This is a genomic window from Methylobacterium sp. CM6246, from assembly GCF_054818005.1.
The window spans coordinates 5,607,891-5,623,257 of sequence record NZ_JBTXKY010000001.1; the positions used below are offsets into that span (position 1 = coordinate 5,607,891).

At 66.9% G+C, this 15,367-nt stretch carries 16 protein-coding genes and 1 tRNA gene; 5 read left to right on the plus strand and 12 right to left on the minus strand.

The features are described from left to right. Positions 1 to 144 precede the first annotated feature (144 nt). Complete coding sequence (locus tag ACYQPG_RS27105) at positions 145 to 477, plus strand: hypothetical protein (RefSeq protein ID WP_147908141.1); 333 nt, start codon at positions 145 to 147, stop codon at positions 475 to 477. Between the two features lie 1,043 nt (positions 478 to 1,520). Here ACYQPG_RS27105 and ACYQPG_RS27110 read toward each other — a convergent pair. Both ACYQPG_RS27110 and ACYQPG_RS27115 read right to left on the minus strand, forming a co-directional pair. Continuing rightward, entirely contained in the window at positions 1,521 to 1,886 is a 366-nt protein-coding gene (locus ACYQPG_RS27110) for a c-type cytochrome (protein WP_419830702.1), read from the minus strand. 307 nt (positions 1,887 to 2,193) lie between these two features. Continuing rightward, positions 2,194 to 2,269 (minus strand) — tRNA-Glu (locus ACYQPG_RS27115). Between the two features lie 103 nt (positions 2,270 to 2,372). Between ACYQPG_RS27115 and ACYQPG_RS27120 the strand changes: the two genes are divergently transcribed. Then, positions 2,373 to 3,356 carry an RluA family pseudouridine synthase gene (locus ACYQPG_RS27120; RefSeq protein ID WP_419830703.1) on the plus strand — a complete coding sequence of 328 codons (984 nt, stop codon included), beginning with the start codon at positions 2,373 to 2,375 and terminating at the stop codon, positions 3,354 to 3,356. Between the two features lie 259 nt (positions 3,357 to 3,615). After that, complete coding sequence (gene rpoH / locus ACYQPG_RS27125) at positions 3,616 to 4,509, plus strand: RNA polymerase sigma factor RpoH (RefSeq protein WP_147853264.1); 894 nt, start codon at positions 3,616 to 3,618, stop codon at positions 4,507 to 4,509. A 37-nt stretch (positions 4,510 to 4,546) separates the two neighbouring features. On the opposite strand, the gene ACYQPG_RS27130 is transcribed toward rpoH, so the two are convergent. The 9 genes from ACYQPG_RS27130 to hemB all read right to left on the minus strand — a co-directional run bounded on the left by ACYQPG_RS27130 (position 4,547) and on the right by hemB (position 13,307). After that, positions 4,547 to 5,965 (minus strand): histidine kinase, encoded by a 1,419-nt coding sequence (locus tag ACYQPG_RS27130; RefSeq protein WP_461232105.1) that lies wholly within the window; start codon positions 5,963 to 5,965, stop codon positions 4,547 to 4,549. Positions 5,966 to 6,245: 280 nt separating this feature from the next. Then, entirely contained in the window at positions 6,246 to 7,538 is a 1,293-nt protein-coding gene (locus ACYQPG_RS27135; RefSeq protein ID WP_147909767.1) for an adenylosuccinate synthase, read from the minus strand. Between the two features lie 143 nt (positions 7,539 to 7,681). Then, positions 7,682 to 8,014: a hypothetical protein gene (locus ACYQPG_RS27140; RefSeq protein ID WP_147909768.1), complete on the minus strand. Its 333-nt coding sequence runs from the start codon at positions 8,012 to 8,014 to the stop codon at positions 7,682 to 7,684. An 86-nt stretch (positions 8,015 to 8,100) separates the two neighbouring features. Next, on the minus strand, positions 8,101 to 8,958 hold the full coding sequence (locus tag ACYQPG_RS27145; protein ID WP_419830705.1) for a D-amino-acid transaminase: 858 nt from the start codon (positions 8,956 to 8,958) through the stop codon (positions 8,101 to 8,103). Between the two features lie 53 nt (positions 8,959 to 9,011). Then, a complete protein-coding gene (gene purB / locus ACYQPG_RS27150; protein WP_419830706.1) occupies positions 9,012 to 10,319 on the minus strand; it encodes an adenylosuccinate lyase in 1,308 nt (435 codons plus the stop codon). A 120-nt stretch (positions 10,320 to 10,439) separates the two neighbouring features. Next, positions 10,440 to 11,186 (minus strand): arginyltransferase, encoded by a 747-nt coding sequence (locus tag ACYQPG_RS27155; protein ID WP_147940810.1) that lies wholly within the window; start codon positions 11,184 to 11,186, stop codon positions 10,440 to 10,442. 124 nt (positions 11,187 to 11,310) lie between these two features. After that, entirely contained in the window at positions 11,311 to 11,802 is a 492-nt protein-coding gene (locus ACYQPG_RS27160; RefSeq protein ID WP_147909763.1) for an RDD family protein, read from the minus strand. An 81-nt stretch (positions 11,803 to 11,883) separates the two neighbouring features. Beyond that, positions 11,884 to 12,213 (minus strand): hypothetical protein, encoded by a 330-nt coding sequence (locus tag ACYQPG_RS27165; protein ID WP_246691991.1) that lies wholly within the window; start codon positions 12,211 to 12,213, stop codon positions 11,884 to 11,886. 35 nt (positions 12,214 to 12,248) lie between these two features. Further along, positions 12,249 to 13,307 (minus strand): porphobilinogen synthase, encoded by a 1,059-nt coding sequence (hemB, locus tag ACYQPG_RS27170; protein WP_147909761.1) that lies wholly within the window; start codon positions 13,305 to 13,307, stop codon positions 12,249 to 12,251. 200 nt (positions 13,308 to 13,507) lie between these two features. Here hemB and ACYQPG_RS27175 point away from each other — a divergent pair, with 200 nt between their 5' ends. Both ACYQPG_RS27175 and ldtR read left to right on the plus strand, forming a co-directional pair. Beyond that, positions 13,508 to 13,966 (plus strand): DUF6163 family protein, encoded by a 459-nt coding sequence (locus tag ACYQPG_RS27175; RefSeq protein WP_461232106.1) that lies wholly within the window; start codon positions 13,508 to 13,510, stop codon positions 13,964 to 13,966. A gap of 162 nt (positions 13,967 to 14,128) precedes the next feature. Further along, positions 14,129 to 14,641, plus strand: coding sequence for a transcriptional regulator LdtR (ldtR, locus tag ACYQPG_RS27180; RefSeq protein ID WP_147853274.1), 513 nt, complete (start codon positions 14,129 to 14,131; stop codon positions 14,639 to 14,641). A 10-nt stretch (positions 14,642 to 14,651) separates the two neighbouring features. Here the strand turns inward: ldtR and ACYQPG_RS27185 are convergent, their stop codons facing one another. Next, a complete protein-coding gene (locus ACYQPG_RS27185) occupies positions 14,652 to 15,254 on the minus strand; it encodes an exopolysaccharide biosynthesis protein (RefSeq protein WP_281407102.1) in 603 nt (200 codons plus the stop codon). Positions 15,255 to 15,367 lie beyond the last annotated feature (113 nt).

The window sequence follows — 15,367 nt, forward strand, 5'->3', positions numbered from 1 at the left end:
ATGAGAGATTATTCCGGTACGCCGCTTTGTCCTGCAAGGCCGGCCACGAACATGACGACTGACGTAGAGACAGCGACTGCAACTCCGGCGTCGAACCACATTTCCCCAAACTCGTTCTTGCTTCGTACCGATAAGGAAGTCCGCATGAAGGCGATTTCAGCGACCGTTTTGGGTCTGGCGCTCCTCAGCGCCGTGGCCCCAGCCTTGGCCCAACCCTATGGCGGCCGAGATTACGGCTACGACCGCGGCGACTATGACCGTCGCGAACGGGACTACGATTCGCGGGACCGCCGTGATTACGGGCGGGATTATGATCGTGCACCCCGCGGCGGACGAGGCGATTATGCGTTCGACGAGATGGAGTATCTGCGCTGCAATCCGGACGTCCGCCGTGCGGTCATCAGCGGGCAAGTGAAGTCCGGTCTGTATCACTACCGGAAGATCGGAATGGCCGAAGGCCGCCGTCTCAGCTGCTGATTGGCAGCAAGCGCGCTGCAGCTCATAAGCCGGCCGATATAAAACGCGGCCCCTTTTCTTGGGGCGAACTGTTGGCCCCGGACCCCTGCGTCACTGCGGGATCCGAGGCCGTCTTGATCGTCGCGCCATTCAACATGCTGAACGACGCAGCCCGAAGAGGCTCGATCGTTATTTGCTGCTTCCGCCACCGCCGCCGCCCTGGGGCACGGCGCGCTCGGGCTGGTTGGCATTTCCGGCGGACGAGGAGCTGTTGGACCGCGTATCGGCCGGCTGACCTGTCGGCGATGCCGTCACGGCGGCGTTGCCGCCGGTGGTGCTGCTCTGAGGCGCCACGACGCCCGGCGTTCCAGGGGCCGCGGGCACGGTGGCAGGGGCCTGTGCAGACGCTTGCCCGGCAAGGAAGAGGCTGGCGACGGCCGCAGCTGTGAGAACGCGAATGGGCATCGTTTATCCTGATTGACCGAAGTCTTCGGGAACGCACTCACACGCCCAACGGTTCAAAAGCCGGCGCAACAAGCAGAACGCGCAGTAAACCTGCAACCATGCGTCGGGCGGTTCCACCCAAATTTGCATCCGGAGCTGGTCCGACAGGTCCGGGCCTCTAAGGCCAAGCCGCCTCAGATCAGATAGATGGTGCCGTGGTTCTCGAGGGCTTCCGGACATTCGTTCTGGTCCATCAAGCGCTGGGCCTTCGCTAGCATCAGGTGACGCGCGACGGCCAGGACTGCCAGGGTCATCCGCTGTCGCGACAAGTTGGACTTTTGCGATCTCGGTCGCCGACGCGGTGCGCCAAAGATTCGAGAGCAAGAAAAACCCCGCGCGGCAGAAGCCGGCGGGGCTCAAGGAATATGACGCTCGGTGCGTTACGCCGGCGACCGATCAAACGATAGCAATACCATTCACCGAAGTAAAGCTATCGTGATGACTTCCAGAACGAAATATCTGCCACAAATTTTTTGTGATCACCAGGGATTATTCCGACCTCAATGACTCGGAATATCTCATCTGTGCTGAGTCGCTCGATCCTTCGATCGAGAGCCTCCTCAGGACTGGGCCTTCAGGTAGGCGATCACGTCATTGATTTTTTTGTCGTCGGTGAAGCCCTGGAAGATCATCTTGTTGCCGGGAACCTTTGCCTTCGGGTTCTTCAGCCACTCGTGAAGGTTGGCCTCGTCCCAGGTGAGGCCGGAATTCTTCAGCGCGGCAGAGTAATTGTAGCCCTCGTAGGTGCCGGCCTTGCGCCCGACCACGCCCTTGAGATCCGGACCCACCCCGTTCTTCTGGAAGTTGTGGCACGCCTTGCAGGGGGCGAACGCCTTCTCGCCGGCAGCCGCGTCACCAGCCTCCTGGGCCTGGGCCGAAAGCGGGATCAGGGCGGCGAGAACAGCGCCGAGAACGAAAGAACGCATGGATTTCCTCTTCGGCCAGGCGGGACGGATGGCGAAGCGAAGCCTGGCGCAGTGAGGTGTAGACGTCCGCTCAAGCCGCTTAATCCGGCGCTCGGCTGGAACGCCGATTAAAATTATTCAAAGCCGAGATGCAGAAAACTCATTCCGGGGGTGTGCAGGAAACCTGCTGTCAGAGGCCGCAACATCGGGCGACAACCCGCTATCCGGCACCCAACCGGCTAGCGAGGTGGTGCGGCTCGCTCAATAGGTTCAGCGCAAGCGCTCGCTCGCGCCCTACCGAACCCAACGATGTGGAGAAATGCACCGGTGGCGCTCCCAAGGGGAATCGAACCCCTGTTTTCGCCGTGAGAGGGCGACGTCCTAGACCGCTAGACGATGGGAGCTTTCCGGCGGCGCGCAGGTGCTATAGCCACGCCCCGCCGGGGGGGCAAGGGCCTTCTCTCGAGATTCCGCACGGTTCGGTGCGGTGGAGCGCAGATTGAGGTCGTGGTGAACGCAAACGACGAAGAACGGGTCGGGACCGTGGCCGAGGGGGGGATCCGGCTCGACCGGGCACTGGTGGCGCTGTTTCCGGATCTGTCGCGGGCGCGGCTCCAGGATCTCGTGCGTACGGGCTGCGTGCGCCGGGATGGCACGCAGGTGCGCGACCCGTCTGCGAAGGTCGCCGTCGGAGCACAGATCAGCCTGGACGTGCCACCGGCCGCGGATGCCCAACCCGCGGCCGAGGCTGTGGACTTGGTGATCGCCTACGAGGACGACGACCTCGTCGTGATCGACAAACCGGCCGGGCTGGTGGTGCATCCGGCGCCGGGACACGAGCGAGGAACCTTGGTCAATGCGTTGATCGGTCATTGCGGCGCGAGCCTGTCGGGGATCGGTGGCGTGCGCCGGCCCGGCATCGTGCATCGCCTCGACAAGGACACGAGCGGCCTGATCGTGGTCGCGAAAAACGATGCAGCCCATCAGGGACTGACGGCGCAGTTCGCGGACCATGGCCGGACGGGGCCGTTGGAGCGGGCCTACGCGGCTTTGGTCTGGGGCGTGCCGCATCCGCGAGCGGGAACGATCCAGGCGAGCCTGGCCCGGTCGCGCCACAACCGCGAGAAGATCGCCGTGGTCTCCGAGGAGGCCGGGCGGCACGCCGTCACGCATTACGCGGTCGCCGAGACCTACCCGGAGGTCGCCCTCGTGCGCTGCCGCCTCGAGACGGGCCGAACGCACCAGATCCGCGTCCACCTCGCCCATCGCGGCCACCCGCTTCTGGGCGATCCGGTCTATGGCGGCGCGTTCCGCACCAAGGCGGCCCGGCTGTCGCCGGATGCACGCGACGCGCTCGCCACGCTGGGACGTCAGGCGCTGCACGCGGAACTGCTGGGCTTCAGGCATCCGCGCACCGGCGAGACCCTCAGGTTCGAAAGCCCGATCCCGCCCGATATCGCCGCGCTGGTGAACGCCCTGGCGAAAGCTTGACGGCTTAGGATCGGGGATGAAACCGTAGCCGCGCGGCGTGCGAAAGGTCACGGCGAGCCGCGTCAGATCGTGACATGGTACGACCAATCGGCCGGTCGCGCGTTGATGGCAATATGGGGGTGCCCAACCGCGACCGGCCCGTCCGACGTACCCGTATGACATGGGTGGTCGGGAGGGTCGGCTCAAGAGCGGCCCGAGTGGACGGCACTGTTGCCCGTCGCGTCCGCCCGTCAGGGGGACAAGAGTCCAGGAGAATGCCATGGCCGGTACGCTGCCCGTGCTCGCCAATGAAGGTGGCCTCTCGCGCTACCTCGACGAGATCCGCAAGTTCCCTATGCTGGAGCCGACGGAAGAATTTACGCTGGCCAAGAGTTGGCGGGATGCCGGCGACCGTGAGGCCGCACATCGGCTGGTAACCTCGCACCTGCGTCTCGTGGCCAAGATCGCCATGGGCTATCGCGGCTATGGCCTGCCGATTGGCGAGGTCGTGTCCGAGGGCAATGTCGGCCTGATGCAGGCGGTCAAGCGCTTCGATCCCGACAAGGGTTTCCGGCTTGCGACCTACGCCATGTGGTGGATCAAGGCGGCGATCCAGGAATACATCCTGCGCTCCTGGTCGCTCGTGAAGATGGGGACCACCGCCAACCAGAAGAAGCTGTTCTTCAACCTCCGCAAGGCGAAGGGGAAGATCTCGGCGCTGGACGAGGGCGACCTGCGGCCGGATCAGGTCAAGCAGATCGCGACTCGCCTGGGCGTGCCCGAGCAGGACGTGATCGACATGAACCGGCGCCTGTCCGGTGACACGTCGCTCAACGCTCCCCTGCGCGAGGAAGGCGAAGGTGAGTGGCAGGACTGGCTGGTCGACAACGCCCCGAGCCAGGAGACGGTGCTGGCCCGTGAACAGGAGGGGCAGAACCGCCTCTCGGCCCTGCGCGACGCCCTCGGCGTGCTGAACCCGCGGGAGCGGCGGATCTTCGAGGCCCGGCGCCTCGCGGACGATCCGATCACGCTGGAAGACCTATCCGGCGAGTTCGGCGTTTCACGTGAGCGTGTGCGCCAGATCGAGGTTCGGGCGTTCGAGAAGGTGCAGGAGGCGGTGAAGCGCAACATCGCCAACCGCGAATTGCCGCGCACCGGCATCGAGGCTCACTGACCGTGCAATCCGGCGCGCCGGAGCGCGCCGGCCACGATTACTGCCAGGCGTCGAAAGCGCTCTGCAACACCTGGGCGCCGGCGCTGCCCTTCTCGAAGGTCAGCACCGCGCGCTTGCCCGAGGTGTAGCGGACGGCCAGATCGAACCAGTTGCGGTGGAGCAGCAGGTCCGTGTTGCGATCGACGTCGTTCTGTAGCGACGACAGACCGATGAGGAACAGGTTGTCCCGGACCCGCACCGGCAGGCCGGAGACCGGCGAGCCGCGCCCGTTCTCGTCGTCCTTGGCCTGAAGCAGGCCGACATCCTGCACCGTCCGCCCCGTCCCACTCTGCTGGGTGAAGGCGAGGCTCACCGTATGTGAGGCCGGCAGCGTCGCGTCGAGATTGCGCTGGATCGTCATCACCAGCGTCAGCCCGGCATCCGGGATCGTCACAGTCGCGACCACGGCGTTCTGGAGCGGCTGACCCTGCTCGCCATTCACCGTGTCGAGCCGCCAAGTTACCCGGCCGGTCGTCCGCGTCGGCTGCGCATTGTCGGTGCCCGTCCCCTCCTCGATCAGTTCCGCACGCTGGGCGACGGCAAGGTTTGACTGGGCCGGCGCCGGCGCGACGCGAGGCGGCGTGCCGTTCTCCGCACGTGGGGGCGTCCGCGGTGTGGGTGCGGACTCGCCGCCGACCCGGTCGCCGAACTTCGTTTCGCTGTCCGTCTGCTGCGAATCTGCGGTCTCGGTCGAGCTGGACGGCAGATTCTGGGGCCGGTCGCGAAGCAGGAACGCCGCCACCGCGATCAATCCGATCACGATCGCCAGGACGCTTCCAACGAAGGCGTTGCGCAGGATGCGCGAGCGCCCCGACCGCGGCGGGACGACCTCGATCCGTGGACGCTGGCGACCGTTGCCGCCGTCGCCCGATGCCGCCGCGGGATCCGCATCATCCCCGGTGTCGGGAGCCGGATCGGCCTCGGACTGCGGCTCCTCAAAGGTCGCAGCGGCCGGCGACGGCCCCGGCCGCCGTGAGGAAATCGCGATCGGCGCGTCGCGTAGTTCCGGCTCCTGCGCAGCCGCTGGGGCGAAGGGCGGCGGCGCGGCGGGTAGAACCGGCTCCGGCGCCTGGACCGGGATGGGCTCGCGGTACGGGGTTGGCGGCGAAGGAATGGGCGGCGCCGGCTCTGGGATCTCCGCGGGCGGGGCCGGCCGGGGGCTTGTCTCCGGCGGAGCGACCGCGGCGTCGTTGGCCGGCGCCGGAAGCCCCCCGTGATCGACTTCGAGCCGTTCGATCGCAGTGTCGAGCGCCCGGCGTTCGAGATCGATATCCGCTTCCGAGAGCGGGGGATCCAGCGAGCGGAGCTGACTGATGAGGGCGTTGCGGGCGCGGTCGTAGACCGCCTTGCGCAGGGCGGGTGATCGGTCGGGCAGCGCATCGAGCGCGCGTGCCAGAAGCGGGTAATAATCGGCCATGTTGCCCAGGTCCGCGCCTTCGGCCGTCGCCCGGCAGGACCGGTCGATGGCCGAGGACCGACGTTCGTTCCCGAACGACGATCGGGATCGGCCGCCGGCCGGTGATGTCTGCCCGCCGCGCGGATCGGCACCCGCGAGTCGGTTCCTCCGATATCGTACCGGGCGGTCGATCCCTGAGACCGCCGCCCGCCATAGGCTGGTTCTAGATCAAGCGGACGCGGGCTGGATACATGCCGAACAGCAGAAAAGGTGCGTCATCAACGGGATAGGGCTTCAGCCCTCAATCCTCGAAGGGATTCTGCATCAGAATGGTATCGTCACGCTCGGGCGACGTCGACAGCAGCGCCACCGGCGCCCCGATCAGCTCTTCGATCCGGCGGACATACTTGATGGCCTGCGCCGGCAGATCTGCCCAGGATCTCGCGCCCGCAGTCGTCTCCGACCAGCCCGGAATGGTCTCGTAGACCGGCTCGACCCGGGCCTGCGCGGCTTGGCTCGCCGGCAGGTGGTCGATCGTCTGCCCGTCGAGCTTGTAGCTGGTGCAGACGCGGATCTCGTCGAACCCGTCGAGGATATCGAGCTTGGTGAGCGCGATGCCATGGATGCCGGAGGTCCGAACCGTCTGGCGCACCAGGACCGCGTCGAACCAGCCGCAGCGGCGCTTGCGGCCCGTATTGACGCCGAACTCGCGGCCACGGGCGCCGATGGTCTCGCCGATCTCGTCATGCAGCTCGGTGGGAAACGGCCCCTCGCCGACCCGGGTCGTGTAGGCCTTGGCGATGCCGAGCACGTAGCCGATCGCGCCCGGGCCGAGGCCGGACCCCGTCGCCGCCTGAGCGGCCACGATGTTCGAGGAGGTGACGAAGGGGTAGGTGCCGTGATCGACGTCGAGCAGCGCGCCCTGCGCGCCCTCGAACAGGATGCGCTTGCCGGCCCGACGCTGGTCGTCGAGGAGCGACCAGACGGTGTCTGCGAAGGGCAGGATTTTGGGCGCGATCGCGGTGAGTTCGGCGAGCAGCGCTTCGGCGTTCACCTCCTCGATGCCGAGGCCGCGCCGAAGCGCGTTGTGGTGGGTCAGAACCCGCTCGATCTTGGCCGGCAGCGCATCGATATCGGCCAGATCGACCACCCGGATCGCGCGGCGGCCGACCTTGTCCTCGTAAGCGGGCCCGATGCCGCGCTTCGTGGTTCCGATCTTCAGGCCGGCGTTGGCGGTCTCACGGAAATGATCAAGTTCGCGGTGGAGCGGCAGGATCAGCGTGGCGTTGTCGGCGATCCGCAGCGAAGCAGGCGAAACCTCGACGCCCTGCGCCTTGATGCGCTCGATTTCGTCCACGAGGTGCCAGGGATCGACCACGACCCCGTTGCCGATCACCGAGAGCTTACCGCCGCGCACGACCCCGGATGGCAGGAGCGCCAGCTTGTACGTCACCCCGTCGATGACGAGCGTGTGGCCGGCGTTGTGGCCGCCCTGGAACCGGACGACGATGTCGGCTTGCTCGGAGAGCCAGTCGACGATCTTGCCCTTGCCCTCGTCACCCCACTGGGCGCCTACAACGACGACGTTGGCCATGCCTGCCTGCTTACCCGCGACGGAAACCGGGACGGAGCAGCCCACGGGTGCGGGCTGCGTACGTCGTGAGCCGTTTCCGCGATCCGCGCGGCGAAATCAAGCAAGGCTGCCACATGGCAGCCCGCACGCTCCGCGGAACGCGCTTATTTCGCCTCGGTGCCGGAGTTCCGGCCGGGGAGTTCCTGCGGCTTGATCACCGGCATCGAACCGGTCTCGTCCGGCTTCACCACGGTGCCAGTGGTGCCGGACTCCGGCGGCTTGATCACACCGTCGTTCTTCTGGAGCTTGTCGCTGAGCGACTGATCCTTGGGTGGCGCGTCGGCGCTGGGGCGGACGCGATCCGGTGGCGTCTGGGTCGATGGCGGCAGGGCCGGATCGGTATCGCGGCCTTTCAGCGGCGCATCCGGGTTCTGGGCATAGGCGGGAACAGCAAACAGGGCCGCCGCAAAAGCGGCGAGCAGGATTTTCCGCGACAAGGTTGGTCTCCCCTCTTGGAACACGAGTTCCGAGAGCAACAGACTTGTGTCGGATCCGTTCCTGTTTGCTGCGTGGCCCGGGCCACTCAACCCTGACGCGCGGCTTCGATATAGAGTTCGCGAAGGCGCCGGGTCAGCGGACCGGGGCCGCTCTCGCCGATCGACCGGCCGTCGATCTCGACCACCGGCATCACGAAGGCTGAGGCGCTGGTGAAGAACGCCTCCTGGGCGTCGTAGGCCTCGGCGACCGAGAACAACCGCTCCTCGACCTTGAGGTCAGCCTCCCCGGCGAGCCTCAACACGCAGGCCCGGGTGATGCCCGGCAGCAGCGCCGTCGAGAGCGGCCGCGTGACGAGCACGCGCTCGCGGCTCACGATGAACGCTGTGGACGACGAGCCTTCGGTCACGGCGCCATCCTCGACCATCCAGGCCTCGGCGACACCGGCCTCGGCGGCCTGCTGCTTAGCGAGAACCTGCGCCAGCAGGGCCACCGACTTGATGTCCCGCCGCTTCCAACGCAGGTCCTCGACGGTGATGACCCGGGCGCCGGTCTCGGCGAGCGGGTTGGCCAGGACGGTCTTGGCCTGCGTGAACATCATCACGGTCGGCTCTGTCCCGGCCTTCGGGAAGGCGAAGTCGCGCTCGGCGACACCGCGGGTGACCTGCATGTAGACGAGCCCCTCGCGGACGCCGTTGCGCGCGACGAGCTCGGTCTGCAGCTTCTCCCATCCGGCCGCGTCGTGCGGGTTGCGGATGCCGATCTCGCCGAGCGAGCGATCCAGGCGGGCGAGATGCGCGGCGTTGTCGACGAGCTTGCCGTCGATAATCGCCGAGACCTCGTAGATTCCGTCCGCGAACAGGAAGCCACGGTCCATGATCGGTACGCGCGCCTCCTCGAAAGGAAGGAATGCGCCGTTGAGGTAGACGATGCGGGGAGCGGTCACGGATTGCCTTCCTGTGTTCGTCACGGGCCCAAGCAGGATTCGTGCAGCGGTTTTCAGGCTGCGCCGAAGACGCGCGCGAAGATCGTGTCGACGTGCTTGAAGTGATAGCCGAGGTCGAAGCATTCCTCGATCTGCTCGGGCGTCAGCGCCGCCGTCACCTCGGCATCCGCTTTCAGCAGAGCCAGGAAGTCGCCCTCCCCGCGCCAGACCGGCATCGCGTTGCGCTGGACCAGCCGGTATGAATCTTCGCGGGACACGCCGGCCTGGGTGAGCGCCAGCAGCACCCGCTGCGAATGGACCAGGCCGCCAAGGCGGTCGAGGTTCTTCTGCATGTTGGCCGGGTAGATCAGCAGCTTCTCGATCACCCCGGTCATGCGGGCCAGCGCGAAATCGAGGGTCACCGTAGCATCCGGGCCGATCATCCGCTCTACGGAGGAATGCGAGATGTCGCGCTCGTGCCAGAGCGCCACGTTCTCCATGGCTGGGACGACGTAGCCCCGGACCATCCGGGCGAGGCCGGTGATATTCTCGGTGAGCACCGGGTTGCGCTTGTGCGGCATCGCCGAAGATCCCTTTTGACCTTCGGAGAAGAATTCCTCCGCTTCGAGCACCTCGGTGCGCTGCAGGTGGCGGATCTCGATGGCCAAGCGCTCGAGTGACGAGGCGACGACGCCCAGCGTCGCGAAGAACATCGCGTGGCGGTCGCGCGGGATGACCTGGGTCGAGACCGGCTCGGCGGTCAGGCCCATCTTCTCGGCGACGTATTGCTCGACCCGCGGATCGATGTTGGCGAAGGTGCCGACCGCGCCCGAGATCGCACAGGTGGCGACCTCCTTGCGGGCTGCGACCAGGCGATGGCGGTTGCGCTCGAACTCGGCATAGGCCTGTGCGAGCTTGAGGCCGAAGGTCACCGGCTCGGCATGGATGCCGTGTGAGCGGCCGATGGTGGGGGTGAGCTTGTGCTCCAGCGCCCGGCTTTTCAGGGCCGCCAGCAGCGCGTCGACATCGGCGATCAGGATGTCGGCGGCGCGCACGAGCTGGACGTTGAGACAGGTGTCGAGCACGTCCGACGAGGTCATGCCCTGGTGGACGAAGCGCGCCTCCGGGCCGACGATTTCGGCGAGGTGGGTGAGGAACGCGATGACGTCGTGCTTCGTCACCGCCTCGATCTCGTCGATACGGGCCACGTCGAACGCCGCATCCTTGCCCTTGGCCCAGATCGTCTCCGCCGCCGCCTTCGGCACGACACCGATCTCGGCCAGCGCCGTGGTGGCATGGGCCTCGATCTCGAACCAGATCTTGAAGCGACTCTCGGGCGACCAGATCGCCGTCATCGTCGGGCGGCTGTAACGGGGGATCATGGGGGCCTCGGCACGGTCCGGAGTTCGTGCGTGGCCGGTAGCATGCGGCGGCCCGGCCGCTCAATGCGGTTCACGCAGGCCAGCGCCACGCGAGAGCATGCCGTTTGATGTCGATCCCGGTCAGGGCACGCGGACCCAGCCCTGTCCCATCAGGCGCTCCTGCGGGCGAAACCGGGATTTGTAATCCATCTTGCGCGAGCCCTCGACCCAATAGCCGAGGTAGAGATACGGCAGCCCGAGGCGACGGGCGCGCTGGATGTGGTCGAGGATCATGTAGGTGCCCGGCGAGCGCCCGGCCTCCTCCGGATCGTAGAACGAGTAGACCATCGACAGGCCGTCCGCGAGGACGTCGGTGAGGCAGTAGGCGAGCGGCGGGCCGAACCCGCGGCCGGTAATCGCCGTGTCCGGACCACGCCGCCGGTACGACACCAGATGCGTGTCGACGTGGCTGTCCTCGATCATCATGGCGTAGTCGAGCACCGTCATGTCGACCATGCCGCCATCGCCGTGGCGGGCGTCGAGGTAACGGCGGAACAGAGCGTACTGCTCCGAGGCTGGGCGATTCGGTTCCGGCGCGCCGATCCAGTCGTCGTTGCGCGCCAGGATCCGCTTCTGGCTGGCGGTCGGCTGGAAGTCATCCACCACCACCCGCACCGAGATGCAGCCGCGGCAGGTCTCGCAGGCCGGGCGATACGCGATGGTCTGCGAGCGGCGGAAGCCACCCTGGGTCAGGATCTCGTTGAGGTCCCGGGCACGGCGCCCGACCAGATGCGTGAACACCTTTCGCTCCTCCTGGCCCGGAAGGTACGGGCACGGCGAAGGCGCGGTCAGGTAGAATTGCGGAGTGTCGCGCGGGTGACTCGTCACGCTTGGTCTTGGCCCTGCACCGGGTGGTCCTTGCGGCGCCGGCGTACCAATGTACAGGCGACGCGGCCGGGCTCAATGCCCCCGGCCGCTCGCCGCATGAGAATTTCGTCGCGCCTACGGGATCTCAGCGGTCGTGGACGACGGCCAGGCCGAGCAGCAGGTCGTGGCCCAGGCGTCGATCGGCGCGCATCAGGCCGAACGCGACATCGAGGCACCACAGAAGGAAGGTCGAGACCGCAACGTAGAACAGCAGCGCGTGGACAGCCGCGCTGATGAAGTCCACGGGGCCGCCGCGCTCGGGGGCGACAACCCGGAGGCCCATCAGGCGCTGCCCGATGGTGCTCTGCTTGGCTCCTCCCACCGTGATGGCGCTGTAGATCACGCCGCTCGCCGGAAGCACCGCAAACAAGGTCCAGCCGAGCCCGAAGGTCACCACGCCGACGACCGTGATCAACAGCGTCAACAGGGCGGTGAAGCCGAAGATGAACAGGATATCGAGGAGGTACGCGACGGTGCGGGCCCCGAGGCTGGCACGCACGAACGGGATGGGCAGCGAAGCCGCGTAGCCGGGGGCCTCGTAGCGCTGCTCGGCATAACCGGGTTGGGGATTCTGCATGGTGTCGCGTCCTGCAAGCGAGGCGGCCGATCGAAACGTGGGTGCGGAAAGCGACCGCCGCAAGAGCGGATGCGCGTGCGTTCAGCGCTGCGCCGGATCATCGGCCTCCGCGTCCGGCGTGTCGAGGTAGAACCGCTTCAGCAGGTAGAGCGAAGAACCGGACAGGCTGCTCCCCTCGGTGGCCAGCGCGATGAGCGTCGCGCCAGCATCGAAGCGGCAGGTCAGCCAATGCTGACGGTTGCCCTCGGCATAATCGACCCGGACAGTATCCGCGGCTGGCCCCGGCGCGGCGCGCAGCAACCGGATGCCGGGCTGCGGCGCCACAGCCGGGAGAGCACGCCGGCAGGTCGCGACGCGTTCCTGGCGGAGCGTGTCCTGGCAGGCCGCGAGCCCCCCTAGGAAACCCGCCACCACCGCCGCTCCGAGGAGCCAGCGGCGCCCATGCCTCACCGGATGGTGCGCAGGCGCTCTGCGACCCGGGGCGCGTGGTAGGTCAAAACCCCATCGGCACCGGCGCGCTTGAAAGCGAGGAGAGCCTCCACCATCGCGCGGTCACCATCGAGCCAGCCGTTGCGGGCCGCCGCCTCGATCATCGCGTACTCGCCGGACACCTGATACGCGAAGGTCGGAACCTGGAACTCGTCCCGTACCCGCCGGATGATGTCGAGATAGGGCAGCCCCGGCTTCACCATCACCGAGTCGGCTCCCTCTGCGAGATCGAGCCTGACCTCGTGAAGAGCCTCCGCAGAGTTGCCCGGGTCCATCTGATAGGTGCGCTTGTCGCCCACCAGCGCTGCCTGGGTGCCGATCGCATCGCGGAATGGCCCGTAGAATGCGCTCGCATACTTGGCCGCGTAGGCCATGATCTGCACGTCGAGGAAACCGGCCTTGTCGAGCCCGGCCCGGATCGCGCCGACGCGCCCGTCCATCATGTCAGAAGGAGCGATGATGTCGGTGCCGGCCTCGGCCTGGATCAGGCTCTGCTCCACCAGGATCGCAACCGTTTCGTCGTTCAGGATCGCGCCGTCCTTCATCAGCCCGTCGTGGCCGTGGCTGGTATAGGGATCGAGCGCCACGTCGGTCATCACGCCGATTTCGGGCACCGCCCGCTTCACGGCCCGCACCGCGCGGCAGACCAAATTGTTGGCGTTGAGCGCCTCGGAGCCGGTCGGATCGCGCAGCGCGACCTCGGTGTAGGGGAAGAACGACACCGCCGGGATGCCGAGCCGCGCCGCACGTTCCGCGTCGCGTACGATCTCGTCCACGGAGAGCCGCTCGACCCCTGGCATCGAGGCGATCGGCTCTCGCCGGCCCTCGCCCTCGATCACGAACATCGGCCAGATCAGGTCGTCGACCGTGAGCGTATGCTCACGCACCAACCGCCGCGACCACTCCGCCTTTCGGTTGCGGCGCGGGCGCTGCGTGATCTTCAGCACGTCCGGACGCGCGCTCTCGCGAGCGGCCTCCAGGGCGATCGGGCGCGGCTCTGGCAAGGTGTCTGACATGCGGCTTCGGTATCGTGCGCGCGGTGAAGCGTGGGTCGCGCGGCGCATCGGCGCTGGGGCTGTCGGACTAGCACACCCTCCGAGCACGGTGAAATCAGACCGTTGACGCAGGGCGCCGGAACCGATTCAACCCAGCGCATCCCCCATCAATCGCGGCCCCCGACGATGCATTGGCTTTTCTCACCCACGGACACGCCGTAGTGCCCGCCTCCTTCCCGATCCGGCGCAAGGGTGTTCGGCCGGGCGATACGCCCACCGACCGGATCGAGCGCGCGCCGGGGCCCGCTCCCGGGACATGGGACACGGTCCTCGTCTGGTTCATGCGGATCACCGCGTTGTTCTGGCTGGCCAAGAGCATCGCGTCCTGGGCGACGATCCTCGACGTCTTGCCAGAGTCGCGCCCCTTCGAAATCGAGCCGTTCGGCCGCCAGGCCGCGATCGTCTACTTCGCCGTGGTGGACGCGTCGGCCGCCATCGGCCTGTGGCTGACGAGCGCGTGGGGCGGCGTGATCTGGTTGCTGGCCGTGACATCCGCGATGACGCTGGCGGTGTTGACCCCGCAACTTGTGCCGATGCCGGTGCCGTTGCTCGTATTCGGCCTGACCGTCGTGCTGATGTACTTCATGCTGTCCTGGCTGGCCGCCCAGGAAGCACGGTGAACGAAGCGTTCTGATCTTCGCTTCAGTTTGTCTTTAACGCGAAGAGTAAATCGGGAATTCATCCTGTCGCTTAAATCGCCTTTCATTCCCGGTACGTAGCTTAGCCATCATCAGCGGCACCGCATCGAACGGGCGCCGCGGCATCAGACGGTGAGGCAGACGATGAAGACCCAGAGCGCCCGTGTCGCGAAGAGCGAGGCCCCCGAGGAGACCCCGTCCGCCAAGGGCTCCTACTTGGAGGCGCTTCACTTGGTCGAGCGGCTGCACCGCCGGCTGCTGGACGTGATCAAGGACGAGTTCGAGCGCCGCGGCCGGGAAGACGTCAACAGCGTCCAGGCGCTGCTACTGTACAACATCGGCGACAAGGAGTTGACCGCGAGCGAATTGCGGACGAAGGGCTACTATCTCGGCTCCAACGTCTCCTACAACGTCAAGAAGCTCGTCGAGGCCGGCTACCTGCACCACGCCCGCTCGAAGACCGACCGTCGTTCGGTCCGGATCAGCCTGACCGAGAAGGGCCAGCAGGTCCACGAGATCATCCAGGGGCTCTACGACAAGCATGCCCGCACGATCGCGCCGATCGGAGGCATTTCGGACGACGACTTCGGCCGGCTGAATACGGCTCTGGGCCGCCTCGAGCGTTTCTGGACCGACCAGATCCGTTACCGGCTCTGATCCGTGCGGCTTAAAGGTTCAGGAGGCTAACGATCCCGGCGATGACCGCGTAGGCGAAGCCCGCATTGATGGCGACGCCGAAGAGGCCGATCACCAATCCGCCCATGACGACAAGGCCGTCGCGCTCGACGAGGCCGAGGCCCACGAGGCAGACGGCGAGCCCCAGAGGGATCTGCCCGACGATCGGTGCGGCCACGATCAGCGCCAGCGCCAGCGCCAACAGGGCGATCCCCATCCCGCGCATGCCCAGCGCGGTCTCGAACACGCTGACGCGGGGACGCGACCAGCGCTCCAGACGCCGTAGGATCGGCACCGCCCGGGTGACGGCGCGCCTTACATCGGTGAGCGCGATCGATCGGCCGAGCAGGATCCGTGGCAGCCACGGCGCCGACATGCCGGCCGCGATCTGAACCGCCACAAGCAGCAGCAGGAGCCCGCAGATCAGCGGGATCGGCGGCGGCATCGGCAAGCAGTTCGGCAAGCCGAGCAGCACCACGAGCAGCGCGAAGGCGCGATCCCGCAGGACCGCGACGATGTCGCCCACGGTAAGGCGCTCCCCCTCCTGGCTCGCCAGCACAGTGAGGACGTCCGACGTTCGTGAACCGGCAGTCAAGGATCCGCCAACCTTCGCTGTCCTGGCGCGGGCTCTAGCCGAGATCACCCGGCAGGCCAAGCGCGGGGCTGCCGCACGAATTTATCGTGGGCGCCCGGCCGGAGATCCCTACC

Excerpts from the sequence above, each read along its gene's own strand:
- ACYQPG_RS27105 (WP_147908141.1), top strand. The coding sequence starts at position 145 with ATGAAGGCGATTTCAGCGACCGTTTTGGGTCTGGCGCTCCTCAGCGCC.
- ACYQPG_RS27110 (WP_419830702.1), bottom strand. The coding sequence starts at position 1,886 with ATGCGTTCTTTCGTTCTCGGCGCTGTTCTCGCCGCCCTGATCCCGCTT.
- rpoH (WP_147853264.1), top strand. The coding sequence starts at position 3,616 with ATGGCCGGTACGCTGCCCGTGCTCGCCAATGAAGGTGGCCTCTCGCGC.
- ACYQPG_RS27130 (WP_461232105.1), bottom strand. The coding sequence starts at position 5,965 with ATGGCCGATTATTACCCGCTTCTGGCACGCGCGCTCGATGCGCTGCCC.
- ACYQPG_RS27135 (WP_147909767.1), bottom strand. The coding sequence starts at position 7,538 with ATGGCCAACGTCGTCGTTGTAGGCGCCCAGTGGGGTGACGAGGGCAAG.
- purB (WP_419830706.1), bottom strand. The coding sequence starts at position 10,319 with ATGATCCCCCGTTACAGCCGCCCGACGATGACGGCGATCTGGTCGCCC.
- ACYQPG_RS27160 (WP_147909763.1), bottom strand. The coding sequence starts at position 11,802 with ATGCAGAATCCCCAACCCGGTTATGCCGAGCAGCGCTACGAGGCCCCC.
- hemB (WP_147909761.1), bottom strand. The coding sequence starts at position 13,307 with ATGTCAGACACCTTGCCAGAGCCGCGCCCGATCGCCCTGGAGGCCGCT.
- ldtR (WP_147853274.1), top strand. The coding sequence starts at position 14,129 with ATGAAGACCCAGAGCGCCCGTGTCGCGAAGAGCGAGGCCCCCGAGGAG.